17 protein-coding genes and 2 pseudogenes are annotated in these 18,295 nt (G+C 37.9%); 4 read left to right on the forward strand and 15 right to left on the reverse strand.

Annotation, left to right across the window (positions count from 1 at the left end):
* Window positions 1-45: 45 nt before the first annotated feature.
* From METEV_RS07105 to METEV_RS07130, 7 genes are all read right to left on the reverse strand, one after another.
* On the reverse strand, window positions 46-546 hold the full coding sequence (locus METEV_RS07105; protein ID WP_013194846.1) for a DUF2115 domain-containing protein: 501 nt from the start codon (window positions 544-546) through the stop codon (window positions 46-48).
* A 5-nt stretch (window positions 547-551) separates the two neighbouring features.
* Window positions 552-1,265 carry a cytochrome c biogenesis protein gene (locus tag METEV_RS07110; RefSeq protein ID WP_013194847.1) on the reverse strand — a complete coding sequence of 238 codons (714 nt, stop codon included), beginning with the start codon at window positions 1,263-1,265 and terminating at the stop codon, window positions 552-554.
* A gap of 82 nt (window positions 1,266-1,347) precedes the next feature.
* A complete protein-coding gene (locus METEV_RS07115; RefSeq protein ID WP_013194848.1) occupies window positions 1,348-2,022 on the reverse strand; it encodes a heme exporter protein CcmB in 675 nt (224 codons plus the stop codon).
* Window positions 2,023-2,051: 29 nt separating this feature from the next.
* On the reverse strand, window positions 2,052-2,792 hold the full coding sequence (locus METEV_RS07120; RefSeq protein WP_013194849.1) for an ABC transporter ATP-binding protein: 741 nt from the start codon (window positions 2,790-2,792) through the stop codon (window positions 2,052-2,054).
* A 23-nt stretch (window positions 2,793-2,815) separates the two neighbouring features.
* Window positions 2,816-3,058: a molybdopterin-dependent oxidoreductase gene (locus METEV_RS12870; protein ID WP_049891097.1), complete on the reverse strand. Its 243-nt coding sequence runs from the start codon at window positions 3,056-3,058 to the stop codon at window positions 2,816-2,818.
* Entirely contained in the window at window positions 3,031-3,369 is a 339-nt protein-coding gene (locus METEV_RS12875) for a molybdopterin-dependent oxidoreductase (RefSeq protein ID WP_332258485.1), read from the reverse strand. The genes METEV_RS12870 and METEV_RS12875 overlap by 28 nt, the downstream gene beginning before the upstream one ends.
* A gap of 168 nt (window positions 3,370-3,537) precedes the next feature.
* Window positions 3,538-4,782, reverse strand: a complete 1,245-nt coding sequence (locus METEV_RS07130) for an RNA-guided endonuclease InsQ/TnpB family protein (protein WP_013194850.1) — start codon at window positions 4,780-4,782, stop codon at window positions 3,538-3,540.
* A 57-nt stretch (window positions 4,783-4,839) separates the two neighbouring features.
* On the opposite strand from METEV_RS07130, the pseudogene tnpA reads away from it, so the two are divergent.
* Window positions 4,840-5,245 (forward strand): annotated as a pseudogene (gene tnpA / locus METEV_RS07135) (IS200/IS605 family transposase).
* Between the two features lie 139 nt (window positions 5,246-5,384).
* Here the strand turns inward: tnpA and METEV_RS07140 are convergent.
* From METEV_RS07140 to mtbC, 8 genes and pseudogenes are all read right to left on the reverse strand, one after another.
* Window positions 5,385-5,801: a molybdopterin dinucleotide binding domain-containing protein gene (locus METEV_RS07140; RefSeq protein WP_013194852.1), complete on the reverse strand. Its 417-nt coding sequence runs from the start codon at window positions 5,799-5,801 to the stop codon at window positions 5,385-5,387.
* Window positions 5,801-7,054 (reverse strand): formylmethanofuran dehydrogenase subunit B, encoded by a 1,254-nt coding sequence (locus tag METEV_RS07145; protein WP_013194853.1) that lies wholly within the window; start codon window positions 7,052-7,054, stop codon window positions 5,801-5,803. The genes METEV_RS07140 and METEV_RS07145 overlap by 1 nt, the downstream gene beginning before the upstream one ends.
* A gap of 23 nt (window positions 7,055-7,077) precedes the next feature.
* Window positions 7,078-7,536, reverse strand: coding sequence for a (Fe-S)-binding protein (locus tag METEV_RS07150; protein WP_013194854.1), 459 nt, complete (start codon window positions 7,534-7,536; stop codon window positions 7,078-7,080).
* Window positions 7,537-7,559: 23 nt separating this feature from the next.
* Window positions 7,560-7,856 (reverse strand): ferredoxin-thioredoxin reductase catalytic domain-containing protein, encoded by a 297-nt coding sequence (locus METEV_RS07155; protein WP_013194855.1) that lies wholly within the window; start codon window positions 7,854-7,856, stop codon window positions 7,560-7,562.
* A gap of 145 nt (window positions 7,857-8,001) precedes the next feature.
* Window positions 8,002-8,463 (reverse strand): universal stress protein, encoded by a 462-nt coding sequence (locus METEV_RS07160; protein ID WP_013194856.1) that lies wholly within the window; start codon window positions 8,461-8,463, stop codon window positions 8,002-8,004.
* Window positions 8,464-8,537: 74 nt separating this feature from the next.
* On the reverse strand, window positions 8,538-9,956 hold the full coding sequence (locus tag METEV_RS07165; protein WP_013194857.1) for an APC family permease: 1,419 nt from the start codon (window positions 9,954-9,956) through the stop codon (window positions 8,538-8,540).
* A gap of 91 nt (window positions 9,957-10,047) precedes the next feature.
* A pseudogene (gene mtbB / locus METEV_RS07175) lies at window positions 10,048-11,451 on the reverse strand ([dimethylamine--corrinoid protein] Co-methyltransferase).
* Between the two features lie 22 nt (window positions 11,452-11,473).
* Window positions 11,474-12,127 carry a dimethylamine corrinoid protein MtbC gene (gene mtbC, locus METEV_RS07180; protein ID WP_013194859.1) on the reverse strand — a complete coding sequence of 218 codons (654 nt, stop codon included), beginning with the start codon at window positions 12,125-12,127 and terminating at the stop codon, window positions 11,474-11,476.
* A gap of 433 nt (window positions 12,128-12,560) precedes the next feature.
* Here mtbC and hdrA2 point away from each other — a divergent pair, with 433 nt between their 5' ends.
* Genes hdrA2 through gatE form a run of 3 tightly spaced genes read left to right on the forward strand, consistent with a single transcriptional unit; the run spans window position 12,561 to window position 18,217 of the window.
* The gene (gene hdrA2, locus METEV_RS07185) at window positions 12,561-14,930 is read left to right on the forward strand and encodes a CoB-CoM heterodisulfide reductase HdrA2 (protein WP_013194860.1); all 2,370 of its coding nucleotides are present in this window, start codon (window positions 12,561-12,563) and stop codon (window positions 14,928-14,930) included.
* Complete coding sequence (locus tag METEV_RS07190; RefSeq protein WP_013194861.1) at window positions 14,911-16,254, forward strand: 4Fe-4S binding protein; 1,344 nt, start codon at window positions 14,911-14,913, stop codon at window positions 16,252-16,254. Before hdrA2 ends, METEV_RS07190 begins: the two co-directional genes overlap by 20 nt.
* 58 nt (window positions 16,255-16,312) lie before the next feature.
* Window positions 16,313-18,217 carry a Glu-tRNA(Gln) amidotransferase subunit GatE gene (gene gatE, locus METEV_RS07195; RefSeq protein ID WP_013194862.1) on the forward strand — a complete coding sequence of 635 codons (1,905 nt, stop codon included), beginning with the start codon at window positions 16,313-16,315 and terminating at the stop codon, window positions 18,215-18,217.
* Window positions 18,218-18,295 lie beyond the last annotated feature (78 nt).

Below are 18,295 nucleotides of genomic sequence, written 5' to 3' on the forward strand. Positions count from 1 at the left end.
TAAGTATATTACAGGAAATATTTTGTTAGTGCAGCAAAAAAGTATTTAATAGGTTTCAAGTTCCTCTTTATCCCTGCATACACAAAAATCGCAGAGTGCAAATTCAATTCCTGATTGTTTGTTTTTGACAGGACAGTAATATACTCCGCTTTCTTTAGTTATTTTGAAACCCCCCGGAAATATCATACCTTCCGGATGTATCGGTTTTTTGGCAATGAAAACAAGGTATAAGGAGACAATTTTTATTAACCGATTGAAAATTTTCTGTTCTGGACTATAATTTTCATTCAGACGGTTAATCTTTTCTACCAAATCCTTAAAAACATTTTCATCTATATGTTCGACACTGTCCACCGAATTTTTATTTTTGATTTCTATCAAAGTATTGAAAATATATTCAAACAGGTTTTGAGTATAATCTTTTTGATATTTTTCTGGTAAATTGCGGTTATTATACTCAATATAAGCTTTGGCTTTCATTAAATCATGTATGGATATTTTTAAAGCATTTTTTTTAAGGCACTGGAAAAGTTGGGATGTGTCCATACTGTTTATTCCATTGATTGTTTTAAATCATTGACCTGTTCTTTTAACTCTTCATTCTGGATTTTATATACAAAAAGTGTTGCAAAAAGCATGAAAAAAGCTATGAAATTGACAAGAAGAGTTAATATCAATGATGGTCCTTCAAGACCACCACCTGAACCTCCATAGATACTTTCCCCAAACATGAGAGGATGTACTGAACGCCACAACCGGACAGACAGAAAACTCAAAGGAACAGCTGCAAACCCAACGATACCAAATATCGATGATAGACGGGCACGGGTTTCAGGTTCATCTATACTCTGGCGTACCATGAAATATGCAAGATAAACAAGCAGTAATACAAGAGATGTAGTAAGTCGGGGTTCCCATATCCAGTACCATCCCCATACCGCTTTTGCCCAGATAGAACCAGTAGCAATTACCAGAAAAGCAAAACCAATACCCACTTCAGCAGAAGAGCGGGCTAAAATATCCCATTTTTTATTAGAACTCCTGAGATACATTATCCCTGCAACAAATACAATAAAAAAAGCAAGATAGGAAGTAAATGCAATCGGAAGATGGATATAGAATATTTTAAAACTTTCACCAAGAACCTCGCTGGAACCACCAGTCATTTGCGGGAGATAAAAAAATATCATGCCTGTAGCAACAATAATGGCGATGGTGGTTAGTACCGCCAGTAAATTTACTTTCTTTGATTCTGATGATAACATATCTCATCTACCCAAAAAACGATCTATTAAACCTTTTTTAATGAATAAGGCTCGTATTTAATATATAAAACGATTGGCTACATCAATCCTGTATTGCATATTCAAATACAAGCTGTGCGATTACAAAAAATATTATATCATAAACAATTAGCAAACGTATTTCCTGAAAGACATCAGTTATATTCCCTCCAGAAAACAGTTTACCGGTAGCCAGTACAGCAGGTAATAAAACAGGTATGATTAACGGAAGAAGCAAAACAGGCAGCAGGATTTCTCTTGTGCGTATATTCACTGTTAGTGCAGATAAAAGAGTTCCAACTGATATATACCCTATCGTTCCAAGAACAAGAATTATAAAAAAACCATAAATTCCCTGGATATTGAAATTGAAAAAAACAACAAACAACGGAATTATAATCAATTCGATGATAATCATCAAAATTGTACTGGACAGCATTTTACCGATATAGATTGAATTCCAGTTAAAAGAACAGAGTTTTAACCCATCGAGGCAACCGTTTTCAAGTTCTGCTGCAAATGACCTTGATAATCCGAGAGTTCCTGCAAATGTGAATGATATCCATAAAACGCCCGGTGCCAGTTGACCGATTATCTGTGACCTATTGAGCAAATTCCCGAATGATATGCTGAATATTACAATAACAATTAATGAAAAAACAAGCATTGAATTCAGCATCTGTTTGGTGCGAAATTCAGATTTTAAATCTTTCAGTGCAATTCTTAAACTCTGAATCATTTATATCAGGTCGATTTCAATTGGTTGGTTTAACTGTTTATCAGGTTTTTGTATGTCTGTTTAAAACTGCCAACATCGGATATGTCTTTTTTTAAATCATCAAATACAATTTTCCCTTTGTCCAGAATTATGGCTCTGTCACACAATTTAAAACTCTGCTCAATATTATGCGAAACAATTAATTTGGTGGTTTTTTTGCTATCAAGTTCTTTTAAAATGTTTTCAAATACGTTGACAGCGTTCTGGTCAAGTCCTGTATAAGGTTCATCCAGAAAAAGGACTTGCGGTTCGTGTATCAATGTTCTTGCGATGGATAGACGCTGTTTCATACCTCTTGATAATTCACTTACCCTGTCAGTTGCTCTGTATGTTATACCTGTTTTTTCCAGAAGGTATTCTATCCTCTTATCCAGAATATCATTGTCTATACCATACATCTGTCCGTAAAAACGCAGGTTCTCTTCTGCAGTAAGGTCATTGTACAGAAAAGTTTCATGTGAGAGTATACCTATAGATTTCCTGATGTTTGATGAATCGGTAGATACATCAAATTTGTTGATTGCTACACTTCCCTCTGTTGGAGTCCACAATGTTGATAATATCTTAAAAAGTGTTGTTTTGCCGGCTCCATTGGGTCCGTATATGGCTACTGTTGAACCTTTTTTTACTGAAAAACATATATTTTTTAATACCTGATGGTTGCCAATGGATTTGGAAAGATTTTTAACAGATATAACATCATCCATCGAGCCAACATTATCCGCAAACATAGATTAAATTTTTGATTAATAATTTAAAACAGACCAAAATCGGCAAATTTTGGTCCACCTACATCAGCATCGTTGTTGTAACCCCTGCTTTCCCAGTATCCTCTATATGAATGGTTAACAACTTCTATTCTTTTTATCCATTTAGCCCATTTATATCTGTATTTCCCTTCTGCAACTACCTGAAGTGGGAATCCTCGATGTGGTGGGAGAGTTACATCATTGATTTTATAAGCAAGGATTATGTCGTTTTCCAGCAAATAATCCATTTTGAGTAGGTTGAAAAACCATCTACGCCATAAAAGATAACAGTATTTGCATTTTTATTAGCTCCTACTTTATTAAACAATGTTTCAATTGGTACACCTGTCCATTTGGCAGTGAACCTCCACCCATCTACAGAAAACAGTTGAACTACTTTTGACTTGCTGGGATAAGAAGTGATTTGTTTATAGGTGAAATTTGCAGGTTCTTCTACTTCCCCCTCAATTTGCAGCCGGTAAGATTCTTTATCGATTTTCTGTGTACCTTTAATAGCAAAATTACCCTGTTCAGAAAGGCACTGTTCAGTTAAGACAATTTTTCATATAATTACAAATCTAAATCATTGTGCTTAGAAATACCAATGACCTAATATAAATTAATATGTTTTATTAACTGAACAGTACCTTCAGAAATAGGAGTTAGATTTTTACCCTAGTGAACTACCACTTGGCTAAAGACCAAGTGGCTTCAGAAGGAGTTTGCTTTACCGACATGTGTTGCCGAAAAACCTTATCCTTCCTGGATGGTTCACACACCCACTATCGGTTATCCCTGTAAGGGAATCACCGACTACTTTTCTTAATATGTTCAATGCTCCATTAACATCGGCATTGAGCAATTTACCAGTAGAAGACTGGAACAATCCCCTCTTGACTCTTTTACCCATGTATTTTTGGTGTTTTTCAATGGGTTCTAATGCAAGAGCATCGGTTTTACTGGTATATGCCTCATCAACTTCTATACACTTGATACCGTAGTACTCACATTTAGACCGAAGTTTCTGTTTGAATTTGCCAAAGGGTATAGTTTGAAAAGTCTGGTTATTTTTTTTACCCATATTGGAGTTTTGTTTGATATTTTTCAATTCTCCGATTATGATGTTGCCGATGTTATTATCTATGCAGTGTTTTATGATATAGTTAACACTCTGATTCATAAAATCGTTAATCTTGTTTTTCCTTTTCTCGAACAACCAGTTCAGTTTCTGACCTGATTTAATACCCTGTTTATCATATATAGACTGCAACCCACTTTTGACTTTGTTCCACCAACGGTTATAAGATTTCAAACCCCTGCCTTCTATGATGAAGGCAGTCCCATTGGTATCTACACTGGTTGCAAAATTGTTCACTCCCAAATCAATAGATAGATGTTTATTGTAGTCTAAATCGACTTTTTCACCATTATCTCTGTAAACATACTCTATCTCAAACCACTGTCCGTTGTACTTCGGGATTATCCTTACTTCTTTTATGTGTTTACCGGTTATGTTTTCAGGTAACTTGAAGTACAGGTATCTCACACCATAATTCTTGTAAAATTCTCTACCCATAGACAATCTGATGAATCCATCGTTGATTTTGAACATATCTTTTGGGAAGATACATACAAATTTAGAGTCTTTGGGTAGGTATTCAGGTATCTTTACTGGTCGGTTGTAGTTACCTCTTTTTCTCTCGCCCAGAACCCTGAAAAACGATTTCATATTCCTGTCTACTACTTTCATGGTCTGCTGTGCAACCTGTGAAGGCAGCATCTTGTAATTCTCATTATCTTTTACCAGATGATAAGCGGATTCATGATTGAGGTATTTTGAATTGTCAAAATAGTATTGTCTTGTAGTGTACAGAGTAAAATTGTAAAGGTTTTTAGACAATTTAGTAATCCTTTTCAGGACTTCATACTTCTGTTTATCCGCTTTAACATGGTTTTTCTGGGTGAGATACATTATATTATATATTTTATAATCAAAATTATTTAAATGTTATTGTTGGTTATTATGGCTATGGATTATGATAGAAGCAATCACAGCAAGTATTTGTTAATGTATCATATCATATCATATCATATTTGTCTGTAAATATCGCAGAAATGCATTAATGGGATTTGAAGATAGTTTAAAAGATATTTTAATTACAATTGCATCAAAATCAGATTTTGATATTGTAGAAATGGAATGCGACAAAGACCATATACATATTTTAGTGAAATCCAAACCAAAAATTAGTATATTATCATTTATTAGAAAATTGAAGCAAGAATCAATATACCTTATTTGGAAAAACCACAAAAAATATCTAAAAATATATTATTGGAATGAAAATACTCTATGGAGTGATGGATACTTCTGTTGCACAATAGGAAACATAAGCAAAAAAACAATTACAGAATATATACGCAGTCAAGGTTGACATCCGGATTAGACGGTATTCATCCCCGTGTTTCATTTCAAAGAAATGAAACTCGCATTAAATCTACGATTTGATGCGATGCTGAAGACATCGGGGTTTTCTACCTTCTGTTATTATAAAAAGTTAAAATGGTGATATATCAGACATTTACCACTTCCAGCTTTTCTATATCTGCTATATCCTCCCCTTCTGCGTCTGATAGTGATGCACCAATCAATTTATAATTTGGAACACCGGTATTTCCGGTCTCATCAGAAACAAGTGCATTAGACCATGGACTATTTGGCATATATGCATAGCCCCTGTGTGGATTCTCAGAATCGGATTCTACAGCTTTTACAACTACACTACCGTATTTGTTTTTCAAATATACTGTATTTCCACTTTTTATACCCATTTTTTCCATATCATTACTGTCTAATTTAATGATAGCTGACAAATCCTTATATTCATCACCAAAAAGCGAACTTTCAAGAGCTTCACTCTGGAATATATCTCTGTAGGTGATGATTTTAATGTCGTATTCAGGGGTTTCCAAAAATTTCCCAAAATCCATCAGAGTTCCTCCATAACCCTTCTAAGTATCTCTTCATCAGAGATTTTGGAGGTTTCAATCATTGGTTCAAAATTCACTCTTACACCGTCCATACGTATCGCACTTCCACCACATTCCACACCACTTAATGCGGATGGTATATTGATTCTGGATTTTCTGGATGTCAGGGTTTCACACGGGTCGATTGTAATTATCGGTATTTCGTTAAGGTTTCTGGCTATTGAGCCAGGTAAACTGCACATTGGGTCAGAACCTATTATAAGGGCAGAATCAACACTTTTATTCTTTAAAAGCTCCACAACAGAATACTTATACCCATGTTTAACTTCTGAATCTTCGAATTTGACCCGGTTTATATACCCGGTTTCATTAAACAGGTTCTGGTTGAACCCCCTCATGTTATAATGCCCTATCATCGGGTTAAAATAAAAATTGGACACTTCGTTTAATTTATCCATCAACCGTTTTATAGGTTCAAGATTATCCAGAGAATAAACAAGGCCAAGACCTGCAAAAATAACCCCATATTTTGCTTTTTTAAGTATATTGGCAAGTTCAAGTATTCGTTTTTTATTCATTTCAAAGGATACTTTCGGAACTTTACCCGAAAGAGCATCTATAAGCGCATCAATTAATTCTTCATCTTTTTGCGGAGGTATTAGATAGGAATTATTACCGCATATTTCTGCAGTAGATGATTCCCTGACATCTATTGCTATCGCGGTTCGGTCTTCATCATAACCTTTTTGACGGTTTTTGCCACGCGGGAAATATGTATATTTGGACAGATGGCGCGGATGTGAGTTTGCTGGGTCTGCACCCCAATAAACGATGACATCAGCGTTGTTTCGGACATCGTCAAGTGTACAGGTATAGTTAATTTCACCGTTTAAAATTGCCTCTACAACAGGTCCCTGACAGAAGGATGAAGTGTCATCAAGGTTAGCGTTTAATTGTTTTGCAAGTTCAATTGCTTTTTTCTGTGCTCCTTCTGTGGAATTTCCAAGCCCAAAAATCAATGGATTTTCAGATTTTTTAAGTATATTTGCAGTTTCACTTATAGTAGTATCAACATCAGTCTCTTTTCCGTCCAGTGTACACGGCATCGGCTCATTACATGTTTGGATTCGTGAAACTCCTTTCCTGCACGCGGTATACACACCGGTTATACTATTGTTTTCTGTTTCTATTTCGATATCATCACAAAGAATTGAACATGCAGTACAAACATTGTATTTATCTTCATCTTCCAAACTAATTCCTCGTTATAGATGACTTATACAAATTCTATTGCTTTTGTGGGGCATGTTTCTATACATGCATTGCATAGTATTTTGTTTTCACCAAAACGCCTGCAATTGTGGATATTGCCTTTTTGAACTACACCATTTACAACTTTTAGTATAACTCTGTCGTTTTTAGGAGCCAGCCCAATACCGGTACCTTCTGGGTCTTCAGCAACATTAACTGGACAGGCTACAACACAATTTCCACACCCTGTACATTTTTCCTCATGGATTATCATTCCTGTTTCTGAGGCATTTTCTATTGGTGCTACAAGTTCTGATAACTTTTCATAATTTTGTTTATATTTATCCTCCAGTATTTCTGGACAATCATCAAGTCTGAGTTCACCGGAAAGCAGTGCAGTGGCAAATGCCATGCAGGTTGATTTTCCACATTTTTTGCAGTTGGTTTTGGGTAGTAATTGATATATTTCCATTGCGTTTGCCATAAGACCCACTTCAAATTGGTTAATTATTCAGATCCGTCATAAAAAAATAGCGCACAATGACACATCCCATCGTTATCAATTTCATCTTTATGATAAACACAGGGACAGATTACTTTTTTATCCTGTTCTTCATCACCGGTAATAATCCTACATGGACAGTAACGTCTACCATGTTTAATTTTGTTTTTGGCAAGTCCTTCAAGAACAAGATCCAGCATTTCATCATCTGGATTTAATTTATACCCTACTCTGCTAGCATATCTGTAAGTCCATCTGTACATCTGTTTTTTAACCTTTTTTATTTTTTCATCTTCGTCCATGTTAGAATGTATCTCCGCTTTGTTGTAAACTTTATTGGTTTTACTGGTAAGATAAATTGTGGCAAACTTTAATAAATATGATGGCTGGAAAACAGATAGTAAAAATTAAACAGGAGGTTATCTCCTGTATCATGTTTTTTTTCAATCAATCTCTAACAACAAGCACTTTGGAATTTGCATGTGCCACAACATTTTGTGCCACACTTCCAAGCAAGAATTTGTTAACGCCTGTTTTACCAAGTGTTCCTATAACTATCAGGTCGGCTCCATTCTTATCTGCATAATCTATTATTTCATTAGCAGGATGACCCTCAATTATAGCTGTTTCTATATTTACCCCTTTTTCTTCGGCGTCTTTTTTCGCATCGTCTAATGCTTTTTTACCTTCTTCTTCCAAGTCTGATTTTATGGTTTGTATCCAGTCACCACCCCTTTGAGGAATTCCTCCAAAACGGCTGCGTGTTGATACAACATACACAGCGTATACATCTGCACCTGTACAGGATGCAAGTTCTATTCCTGATTGGACAGCTTTTTTGGAATTTTCGGATCCATCTGTTGCAATTAAGATTTTCTTGTAGATATCACTACATGCAATTTCTGCCATATATAGACCTCCCTTAATCATTTTGTAAATAAAAAGTTATAGAGAAACAGGTTTTGAATCCTGTTTCTACATGTTCAGGCACTCATTGTTGATGCAGCCTCTGCTTCTTTATAGGATTTATGCTGTGTGTAGTACCAGATTGGTATATATGCCGCCAATACACCTATTCCTATATAGGTCGAAGTCCATCCAACTTCAAGGCTGTTAAGATAAATCAAACCTATAAGGAAAAGCGGTATATTGAGTATACCAAATATCAGTGCTACATATTTCCAGCCTGCTGGTGCTTTAAACGGTCTCTCAAGTTGTGACAATTCCGGGTCGGTTTTAGCCTTAACATAAGAGAACAAACTTATTCCATTTGCTACAGAATATCCGATTGCAGATGCAGCCAGTACAGCCGCTGGATTTTGCAAACCTATAAGCACCAAATTAAACAGTGCAGTAAGAATCATTGCATTGATAGGTGTACCTGCTGAATTAACTTTACCAAGTATTGGTGGCAGATTGCCTTCTTTTGCCATTGAGTGCATTGCTCTTGAAGATCCAAGGAATGCTGTTTGGGTTATCAGAACCATTGCAAATATCAGTACAAATATTGCAATATATGAACCCACCTGACCAAAGGCTGCTTGGGAAACCGGTAGCAGTGGTGAGAACGGGACTTCAAGAAGTCTTTCTATACCCAGTGTACCGGTGACTGCTGTCTGTACAAGTACAAATATAATCAGACATACAAATCCACAGACAAATACTGCTTTTGGAAGATCTGAATTAGGTTTGTTGTATTCAGGACCATATACAGCAGCAGTCTCCCAGGCACAAGCACTCCACTCTGCCATTGCAAAGATACCTAATAATATCAATATATGGTGCAAATCCCATGTCCAATCAGTCGGCAGCCATGAGCCTGTTATATTTGCAAGCTGAAAATCACCAGTCGCAAACGGCGCAGCCGATATAATTACAAGAGGTGCCAGGGAAAGGATAGCCAGTATCATTCCAACCAGTGCACCACTTGAAAGACCGCGTGAATTAATTAACAGTAGTGCACCGTACATTACTATTCCTGCTATAATTGACAGTACATACTGTGAAATACCTATATCAGGTAACATCTGATGCAGATATGTACCGATAAGAATTGCCATAATTGCCATAACAGGGTTCCATGCAAACCAGTATCCCCATGCACTGAAACCTCCTATCAATTTACCTCTGTCGAATTTTCCTCCTTTTCCTGCAAAAACATTCTGTGCAAATCCAGGTAATCCAGAAGCTTTTGGAAACATTACTGCAAGTTCTCCATAGGCAAAGTTCTGGAAGAAACCCTGGATAACTGATAGAGCCCATACCATTATTGCAAAAGCCCATAGATAACCAGCAAAATAACCGATTGATGGAAGTACAAGCAGTGGAACACCAAGCGCTATTGCAAGTCCCTGTTTCCAATCAATGGCTCTTACTAATTCATGTTCTTCGTTTTCTGCCATAAACTAATCACACTCCTTGTAACAAACCCTTTAAACATAATAGATACAAATAATAATTAAACAATAAAATAATCTACAAAAGAGTTGCAGATTATTTTACCTGATTTCTGAATTTCTCACATGAGTTGATCTTGATGTCGAGCAGTTCTTCGATATTCATCTTGGCAGAGATGCCTTTTGGAGCACCTTCTACAGATGTTAAAACACCGATACCGAGTTCTTCCCTCAGGTCTCTCATCACATACTCATCACTGAGATCCATTGGCTCGACACCCAGTTTCTTGGAGACGTAGTCCTTGGCTTCATTAATCCTCATGTTCTTGGAGAGTTGCATTCTTGCAACAAGGTCTCCACCTGCACGCATACCGGTCATACCGGATGCGGATACGTGTGCTATCGGCATACCCACCGGGTCGCCGACTCCTACCTATATACCGTCTACTCCGGCTACCTCGACCATGGCTTTACTGCACCTGGTAACCGCATCAACAGGTGGTGTCTCGAACATTGGAATGCCACCGACACCCATTCCCATGTTTACATGACAGGGAATCGGAGATTTATCAACTGCAGATTTTACAAAAGTAACAGCTCTTGCAAGGTTCCATGAGGTGCTGTGGCTGGTGCTGGTGTTACATACAGGACCAAACAGGTTCGCTCCTGCTTTCCCAAGTAAAGGTGCCTGTTCATGAGGCCAGAGACCCGCAAGAGTTGTCCCGTCGTACTCGAACTCTCCATGCATTCCAAGTATTGATTCTGAAGCCATACCTGCTTCAATATACATATTCGGGAATCTCTTCCTCAGAGCTTCGATTGCATTTAGAGTCGCATAGAAATCCCCATCTCCTGCTGCCGCAATTGTATCAAAGTTTACACCGTCTGCAGCAGACTTGTAGAGTTTATCTACTGTCCAGACCATGTCATTAGTAAGCTCATCAGCAGCACCTTCTATCTCTTTTTTGGCTTCCTGGAGCTTGAATTCCCTCATCAAATCGGATGGGTTCTTGAACGGACCGTCCGGCTGATAATAAAGACCCATGTTTGGCATTGCACCATACATCAGTGGAACGGTCATGTTCTGCTGGCAGACTTCCATGGTCTGGCATTCCTGTGAAACCACTGGTTTTACAGGTTTGAAACTGTAGTCGATGTGACCAAGTTCCATGGTATCGGTACCGAAAGCACGCTCGTGAGTCATGACACCGGTCAATCTGCTTGCAGGTATTCCGGTACCGCTGTTACCCTGGTCACCATCAATTCTGAGTGTACCGATATCATGGGTCACTGGTACTTCGTTACCGGCATCGACACTAACCATCTTTTGGGGAGACATCAAGATGTCTGCGATTTTTTCTTTGTCATCATCACTGAGTGCTGGTATACCACCGAGTTCAGCAGCATCATTTGTACCTGCTTCTATATCTTCCATTATCCTGTCTTTGGAATGGTATTCTGTGGTAGAATCTCCCATTCTTATTCTGTATCCATTTGCCATTGTTTACAATCCCCCTATCAGTTTATTTGGATGCACCGAGTTTTTCTTTGGTCTTGTTTACTGCTATACTTGCGTTTTCTGCATAAATATCGGCACCTATCTTGTCAGCCCATGCCTGGGTTGCTGGTGCTCCACCTACCATAACAACGGTATCGTCTCTCATTCCAGCTTCTTTGAGAAGCTCGATGATGTCCTTCTGACCTGGTAGTGTTGTGGTCATGAGTGCAGAGATTCCGACTACATTGGCATTAACTTCTTTTATCTTGTCAATAAAGTCCTGTGCAGGTACATCCCTTCCGATGTCATAGACTTCAAATCCGGATGCCTGCAGCATTGTGGACACAATGGATTTGCCGATGTCGTGTACATCTCCTTCTACTGTACCATTGACAACTACACCAAGTGGTTTACCCCTTTGTTCTGTCGGCATGTCTTCTTCGAGTGTTTTGACTGCGTCTGTCATGGCTTCAGCAGCCATCATCACATGCGGTAAGAACAGTTTACCTCTCTCAAACTTCATACCGACTTCGTTCATCCCGGCTGCAAGACCGTTTTCGATGATGTCTGATGCCTCGAGGTCGCCTCTTGCTTTGTTTACAGCTTCTGTTACGCTATCCTTTTTACAGGATATTATAGCATCAGCTATTTCTTTTAATAGTGCTTCTCTATCTGCCATTAATACTCCCCCTATTTGTTAATTAGGGATTTAAACTAAGTCAGGGTTGTGTAATAACAGTTCTTCTAAACCCTAATCAAGTACTGTTAACACACTCCACACAAACCTAACAATAGAAAACATTATTAAGTATTATATTTAAGGTTTGTTTCTTTTAGAAACCTCAGAATGTTTATATAAATTAAATAAAGAAAGTTGCTTCCTTCAAATCTAAAATTGAATTAAAAACCAATTATATTATAGTTTTCAATAAAAAATTATTATCCCCTTAATAAATGTTTACTTTTTATTTATTTGAAGTTGATTTCAAGGGTATAGTATATAAAAGAGAAAATGGATATAGGATGTATCAAAGCTAATTATTTAACATATTGTTCTAACCTGCTTTTTTAATTAAAAGAATTATACTAAATCAATAACGGAGTACAAGGGCATGAAAATTGGAATATATATATGCCACTGTGGTTTAAATATTGCACATGTTATCAATATGGATACCCTGCAGGACAAAATAAAAAAAGAGTTTAAAGATATTGAAATTGTCAGGGATATACAGTTCATGTGTTCTGATACAGGACAGGAAGCAATCATTGAAGATATAAAAGAGCATAATATAGACAGAGTACTTATAGCAGCATGTTCTCCCAAATTACATGAAAAAACATTCCAGCAGGTAATTGAAAATGCAGGAGTAAATCCATATTTGCTGGAAATTGTAAATATCAGAGAACAATGTTCATGGGTGCATAAACAACATCCAGAAATGGCAACCCAAAAAGCCTTTGACCTGATTAAAATGGGGGTTGCCAAACTGAAAAACCTTGAACCACTTGAAGTTAAAAAAGTGTCTATAAATAGAAATGTCCTTGTTATCGGTGGTGGAGTAGCCGGGATAGAAGCAGCGCTTAATTTAGCCGATGCAGGTTATCATGTATACATGGTTGAAAAAGAACCCAGCATAGGCGGAAAGATGGCGCTTTTGAATGAAGTCTTCCCTACAAATGATTGTTCCATCTGTGTACTTGCCCCGAAAATGACAGAAGTATCCAATCACCCAAACATAGAACTTTATACAAATTCAGAAATAACCGAAATAACAGGTTCAGTAGGAAATTTCACTGTAAAAGGATTAAAAAAACCCAGATATGTTTCTGAAGATAAATGCAAAGGCTGCATAGAAGAGTGTTCCAGTGTCTGTCCTGTTGAAATATCCAATCCATTTGATTATGGTATAGGAAAGATAAAAGCCATAAGTATGCCGTTCCCTCAGGCTGTCCCCCAGTGTGCATATATCAATGATGAGTACTGTGTGGGTTGTGGATTGTGCAGACAGGTATGCCCTGCTGATGCTGTAGATTATGAACAAAAAGAAGAAGAATTTTCCTTTGATGCTGGTGCGGTTATTGTTGCTACAGGATACAATGTATTTGATGCATCACGTAAAGAAGAATACGGCTACAGCAAATATCCTGATGTGATTACTAATATGGAACTGGAGCGTATGATAAATGCATCAGGTCCAACTCACGGAAAAGTAGTAGTTCCTTCCACCAAAGAAATTCCTCAGAAAGTGGCTTTTATACATTGTGTCGGTTCAAGAGATGAAACAGTAGGAAACCCCTATTGTTCAAAAGTATGCTGTATGTCAGCTATAAAAAATGCTCAATTGCTAAAAGAAAGATATCCAGAAATGGACATCAGACTCCACTATATAGACATAAGAGCATCAGGTGAAATGTATGAAGAATATTATACAAACGCTCAATCAATGGGCATCCAGTTTGTAAGGGGCAAAGTCGCCGAAATACAAGAGGATAACAGCGGAAAGCCGGTTCTAAGGTATGAAGATACACTTGAAAACAAAATTTTTGAAGAGACCTATGACCTTGTAGTCCTTTCAGTTGGACTCGAAGCGAATAAAGATGAAAAAATTTCCAGCATGCTGAATTTGAGCACACGCTCGGACGGATTTTATACCGTGTCCCATCCAAAAATGCGTCCTGTTGAATCCAATATCGATGGTGTATATATTGCAGGTTGTGCATCAGGACCAAAAGAAATACAGATATCAATTGCTCAGGGCAGTGCTGTAGCATCTAAAGCCATGCAGCTTTTGAGCAGGGGTGAACTTGAAACAGACCCGATGAGTGCTTTTGTAGATACTGATAAATGTACAGGATGCGGTATCTGCCAGGATGTATGCAAATTCGGCAAAATTAAACTGTATAACCATAAAGCTGAAGTTGATGAACTCTCCTGTCATGGATGCGGTTCATGCAGTGCTGCATGTCCAGAAGATGCCATATATATGCGAAACCAGACAGATGCACAGATACATTCCCAGATAGAAGCAGCTCTTGAAGTAAAAGATGAATTTCCTCTGATTGTAAGTTTTCTGTGTAACTGGTGTAGCTACGCCTGTGCAGACCTTGCCGGGACATCACGCATCCAGTATCCTACAAATGTAAGGATTATCAGAGTTATGTGTGCAGGACGTGTAGACCCAGAATTCGTACTTACCGCTTTTGAAAAAGGTGCTGATGGTGTCATGGTCTCAGGATGCCGTCTCGGTGAATGCCATTATGTATATGGGAACTACAATGCAAAACAGAGAATGGACGTCCTAAAAGATGTGCTGGAAGAGATTGATATAAACCCGAACCGTCTTAATGTTGAATGGATATCCGCATCTGAATGCAACAGATTTGCCGAATCCATTGAAAATTTTGTTGAGGAACTGGAAAAAATAGGTCCAATAGGTTCTGAAATCCTGGAGGCACCAAATGCAGAACACACCGGATGAAAACGAAAACTCCGATAAAAACACCATCAAAGTAACAAAGGACATGGATGTTCAGGGTTCACATTTTATCTACAAACAGTTTACTGAAAAATCCAGAAAAGAACTGGATTATGATTACAAACGCTGTACCGGCTGTGGTCTGTGTGTGAAAATATGCCCTACTCAAGCACTTGAACTTGGACCCATGCATGAAATTGCTACAGGGATGGATGCACCACCGGTTACATTGGATATAGAAAAATGCACATTCTGTGGTATGTGTGCAAAATTCTGTCCTGTGAACGCATTCAAGATGGAAATCAGTGGAGAAGTTCCATCTGAAGATTCCTATCCTGAATTTGATTCCTATGTTAAAATCAATAACAACTGCCTCCCGTGCCTTCTCTGTGAATCATCATGTCCTGAAGACGCAATTGAGGTAAAACTTAACATACCTAAAAAAGAGGATATCACACCGTTTGATGAGAATGCTGAAGGTGAAATTGAAATAGACACAGAAAAATGCAATCTTTGCGGTTTATGTTCGCATTTCTGTGATGCCTTTATAATGCTTGAAAAAGAACCAAGCCCTACTGACCCATCTCCCTTTGAACAGTTAATGGTAGATGAAGATGAATGCGATTACTGTATGCTTTGCCAGGACATATGTCCAGAAGATGCCATAAAAGTTAAAGGTAAAAAACCCTGCGAACCACCAGCCATAGAGGGGGAAGTGCATATAGATGAGGATAAATGCACTCGATGCGGCTGGTGCAGAGAAGTCTGCCCCTATGATGCAGTGGAAATCAAAAAACCGTTTGAAGGAGAGATTACACTAAAAGAGAATAATATAAAACGCTGTGATCCTCACGGCTGCCAGGCATGTTTTAATGTATGTCCAGCACATTTATGGTATGTTCCAGAAGACAAAAACATCGCGATAAAAGAGGATTACTGTATTTATTGTGGAGCATGTGAAAATGCATGTCCTGAAAACGTTATGAGTGTTAAGAGAACTCAAGTACATCATACCAAAATTCCTGACGCTCCATGGGCTTCCCAATGGGAGGATGCTATTGAATCAATGATAACGTCAAAAAGAAAACATCCGGATACATCCCGCACAGTTGAAGTTGAAAAAGAACCCTCAAAAGAGCATGAAGAAGTAGAATTTCCAGAAATCGATGAATCACTGTTAAAAGCTGCGAGAGAGCGTATAAACTCCACAAAACCGGCACTTAAAAATATAAACGTTAGACGAAAATGGGAAAAAGAATCATCTGAAGAAACCAGAAAAGAATTTAGAGAGAAGTTTAAAAACAAAAAAGAAGGTAATAGCAAATAACCTTTTATTACAGGCTGTGTTTTATTTAGCAGGAAAAATCAACGGTGTGATATAGTTCATGAGTGAAAAATTCGACTACAAAAAGCTCGGGTTAAAATGCGGTCTTGAAATTCATCAGCAACTGGACACAAAAGAAAAATTATTCTGCAGATGTCCAACAAAACTAAGGGATACTGAAGAGTCGAATTTGGAATTTTTCAGATACATAAGACCGGCTGCAAGTGAAATGGGAGAAACCGACTTGGCAGCGCTTGAACAATCCAAACTTAATAGAAAATACATTTACAAAGCCTATGATTCCACATGTCTGGTTGAATATGATGAAGAGCCGCCAAACGAGATTGATAAAGAAGCTCTCAATACTTCACTTACAATCACAAAACTTCTGAATATGCAGCCTGTTGACCAGATGCATGTCATGCGAAAGATTGTAGTCGATGGTTCCAACACCACAGGATTCCAGAGAACAGCTTTCCTTGCAAGTGGAGGATATCTGGAAACCTCAAAAGGATATGTTGGAATGGAAAGCCTGTGTCTTGAAGAAGAATCCGCCCGTATAATTGAACAAAATACTGATTCAACAATCTATTCCCTTGATCGTCTGGGTATTCCGCTTGTTGAAATCGGAACTGCTCCAGATATACGTACACCCCAGCAGGCAAGGGAAACTGCACAGCTTATAGGCATGCTTTTAAGGTCAACAGGAAAGGTTAAAAGGGGATTGGGAACAATCCGTCAGGATGTTAATATATCCATAGCAAAAGGGGCACGTATCGAAATAAAAGGAGTTCAATCACTTGAACAAATAGAATCCATTGTTGAAAATGAAGTTGAACGACAGATTAATTTAATAAAAATAAGGGATGAACTCCTGCAAAAAGGAGCCCATATTAACGAAAATATGTATGATGTGTCAGAGGTTTTTGCAGATACTCAATCCAAGATAATAAAAAAGGCTCTTAAAAAAGGAAAAGTAATTGCAGGAGTTTTACCGGGATTTGCAGGTTATATAGGAAAAGAAATCCAGCCCGGCAGACGTCTTGGTACTGAGTTTTCAGACCGTGCAAAAACATCCGGTGTAGGCGGAATTTTCCATACAGATGAACTTCCAAATTACGGCATAACAGAAGATGAAATTGAATCTCTTTGTGAATACGTAAATGCAGGAGATAATGATGCTGTAGTTCTTGTCTCTGACAATGAGAAACGCTCCTTTAGTGCAATGGAGAGCGTTATCCAGCGTGCTAAAGAAGCTCTTGAAGGTGTGCCGGAAGAAACTCGTAAAGCATTACCTGATGGAAATACCTCATACATGAGACCTCTCCCAGGTGCTGCACGCATGTATCCTGAAACCGACGTTCCTCAAGTCGAAATATCCAGAGAATACTTTGAATCCATTGAAATGCCCGAACTGTTAAGTGATAAGATTAACCGCTTTAAACAGGAATTTGGATTGAATCAGGAACTTGCAGAAAAAGTTGTCCAGTCAAAGGATTTGCTTCTGTTTGAGGATATAATACGGACGTTTAAGGATAGTTCAAATATAAATGCCACGATGGTAGCAAGAACTCTAACCGGTACAGTACCCGAACTTAGAAGAGAAGGTGTAGAGGTTGACAGCATAACAGATGAACATTTTTTCCAGTTGTTTGAACTTGTTGAAGGTGGAAAAACTGCAAAAGAGGGAATTGAAGAAATACTGAAAAAACTTGCAGATAATCCCGAATTGAGTGCTGAAAATGCTGCATCCGAACTTGGATTAACAGGTGTTGATACATCAGAAATTGAAAAATTTGTAGATGAAGTTATTGATAACAGAGAGGAGTTTGTACAGGAAAAAGGTTTAGATGCTGTTGGACCGCTTATGGGTGTAGTTATGGGTGAATTCCGTGGCAAAGCTGATGGAAAACAGGTAAGCAGCATATTAAAACAAAAAATCGAGGAATACCTCAGCCAACAATAATTAATCGGTAAAAATATCAAAATTCCTTATAGGTTTTTTATTTTTCCTGTCCAGATGGCTTGTAATTTTTAAAATTAA

The sequence above is a fragment of the Methanohalobium evestigatum Z-7303 genome (assembly GCF_000196655.1).
In the GTDB taxonomy this organism is placed as follows: domain Archaea; phylum Halobacteriota; class Methanosarcinia; order Methanosarcinales; family Methanosarcinaceae; genus Methanohalobium; species Methanohalobium evestigatum.

Coding starts and splice junctions, on each gene's coding strand:
- METEV_RS07105 (WP_013194846.1), bottom strand. CDS start 546: ATGGACACATCCCAACTTTTCCAGTGCCTTAAAAAAAATGCTTTAAAA.
- METEV_RS07110 (WP_013194847.1), bottom strand. CDS start 1,265: ATGTTATCATCAGAATCAAAGAAAGTAAATTTACTGGCGGTACTAACC.
- METEV_RS07115 (WP_013194848.1), bottom strand. CDS start 2,022: ATGATTCAGAGTTTAAGAATTGCACTGAAAGATTTAAAATCTGAATTT.
- METEV_RS07120 (WP_013194849.1), bottom strand. CDS start 2,792: ATGTTTGCGGATAATGTTGGCTCGATGGATGATGTTATATCTGTTAAA.
- METEV_RS12870 (WP_049891097.1), bottom strand. CDS start 3,058: ATGGATTATTTGCTGGAAAACGACATAATCCTTGCTTATAAAATCAAT.
- METEV_RS07130 (WP_013194850.1), bottom strand. CDS start 4,782: ATGTATCTCACCCAGAAAAACCATGTTAAAGCGGATAAACAGAAGTAT.
- METEV_RS07140 (WP_013194852.1), bottom strand. CDS start 5,801: ATGGATTTTGGGAAATTTTTGGAAACCCCTGAATACGACATTAAAATC.
- METEV_RS07150 (WP_013194854.1), bottom strand. CDS start 7,536: ATGGCAAACGCAATGGAAATATATCAATTACTACCCAAAACCAACTGC.
- METEV_RS07155 (WP_013194855.1), bottom strand. CDS start 7,856: ATGGACGAAGATGAAAAAATAAAAAAGGTTAAAAAACAGATGTACAGA.
- METEV_RS07160 (WP_013194856.1), bottom strand. CDS start 8,463: ATGGCAGAAATTGCATGTAGTGATATCTACAAGAAAATCTTAATTGCA.
- METEV_RS07165 (WP_013194857.1), bottom strand. CDS start 9,956: ATGGCAGAAAACGAAGAACATGAATTAGTAAGAGCCATTGATTGGAAA.
- mtbC (WP_013194859.1), bottom strand. CDS start 12,127: ATGGCAGATAGAGAAGCACTATTAAAAGAAATAGCTGATGCTATAATA.
- hdrA2 (WP_013194860.1), top strand. CDS start 12,561: ATGAAAATTGGAATATATATATGCCACTGTGGTTTAAATATTGCACAT.
- METEV_RS07190 (WP_013194861.1), top strand. CDS start 14,911: ATGCAGAACACACCGGATGAAAACGAAAACTCCGATAAAAACACCATC.
- gatE (WP_013194862.1), top strand. CDS start 16,313: ATGAGTGAAAAATTCGACTACAAAAAGCTCGGGTTAAAATGCGGTCTT.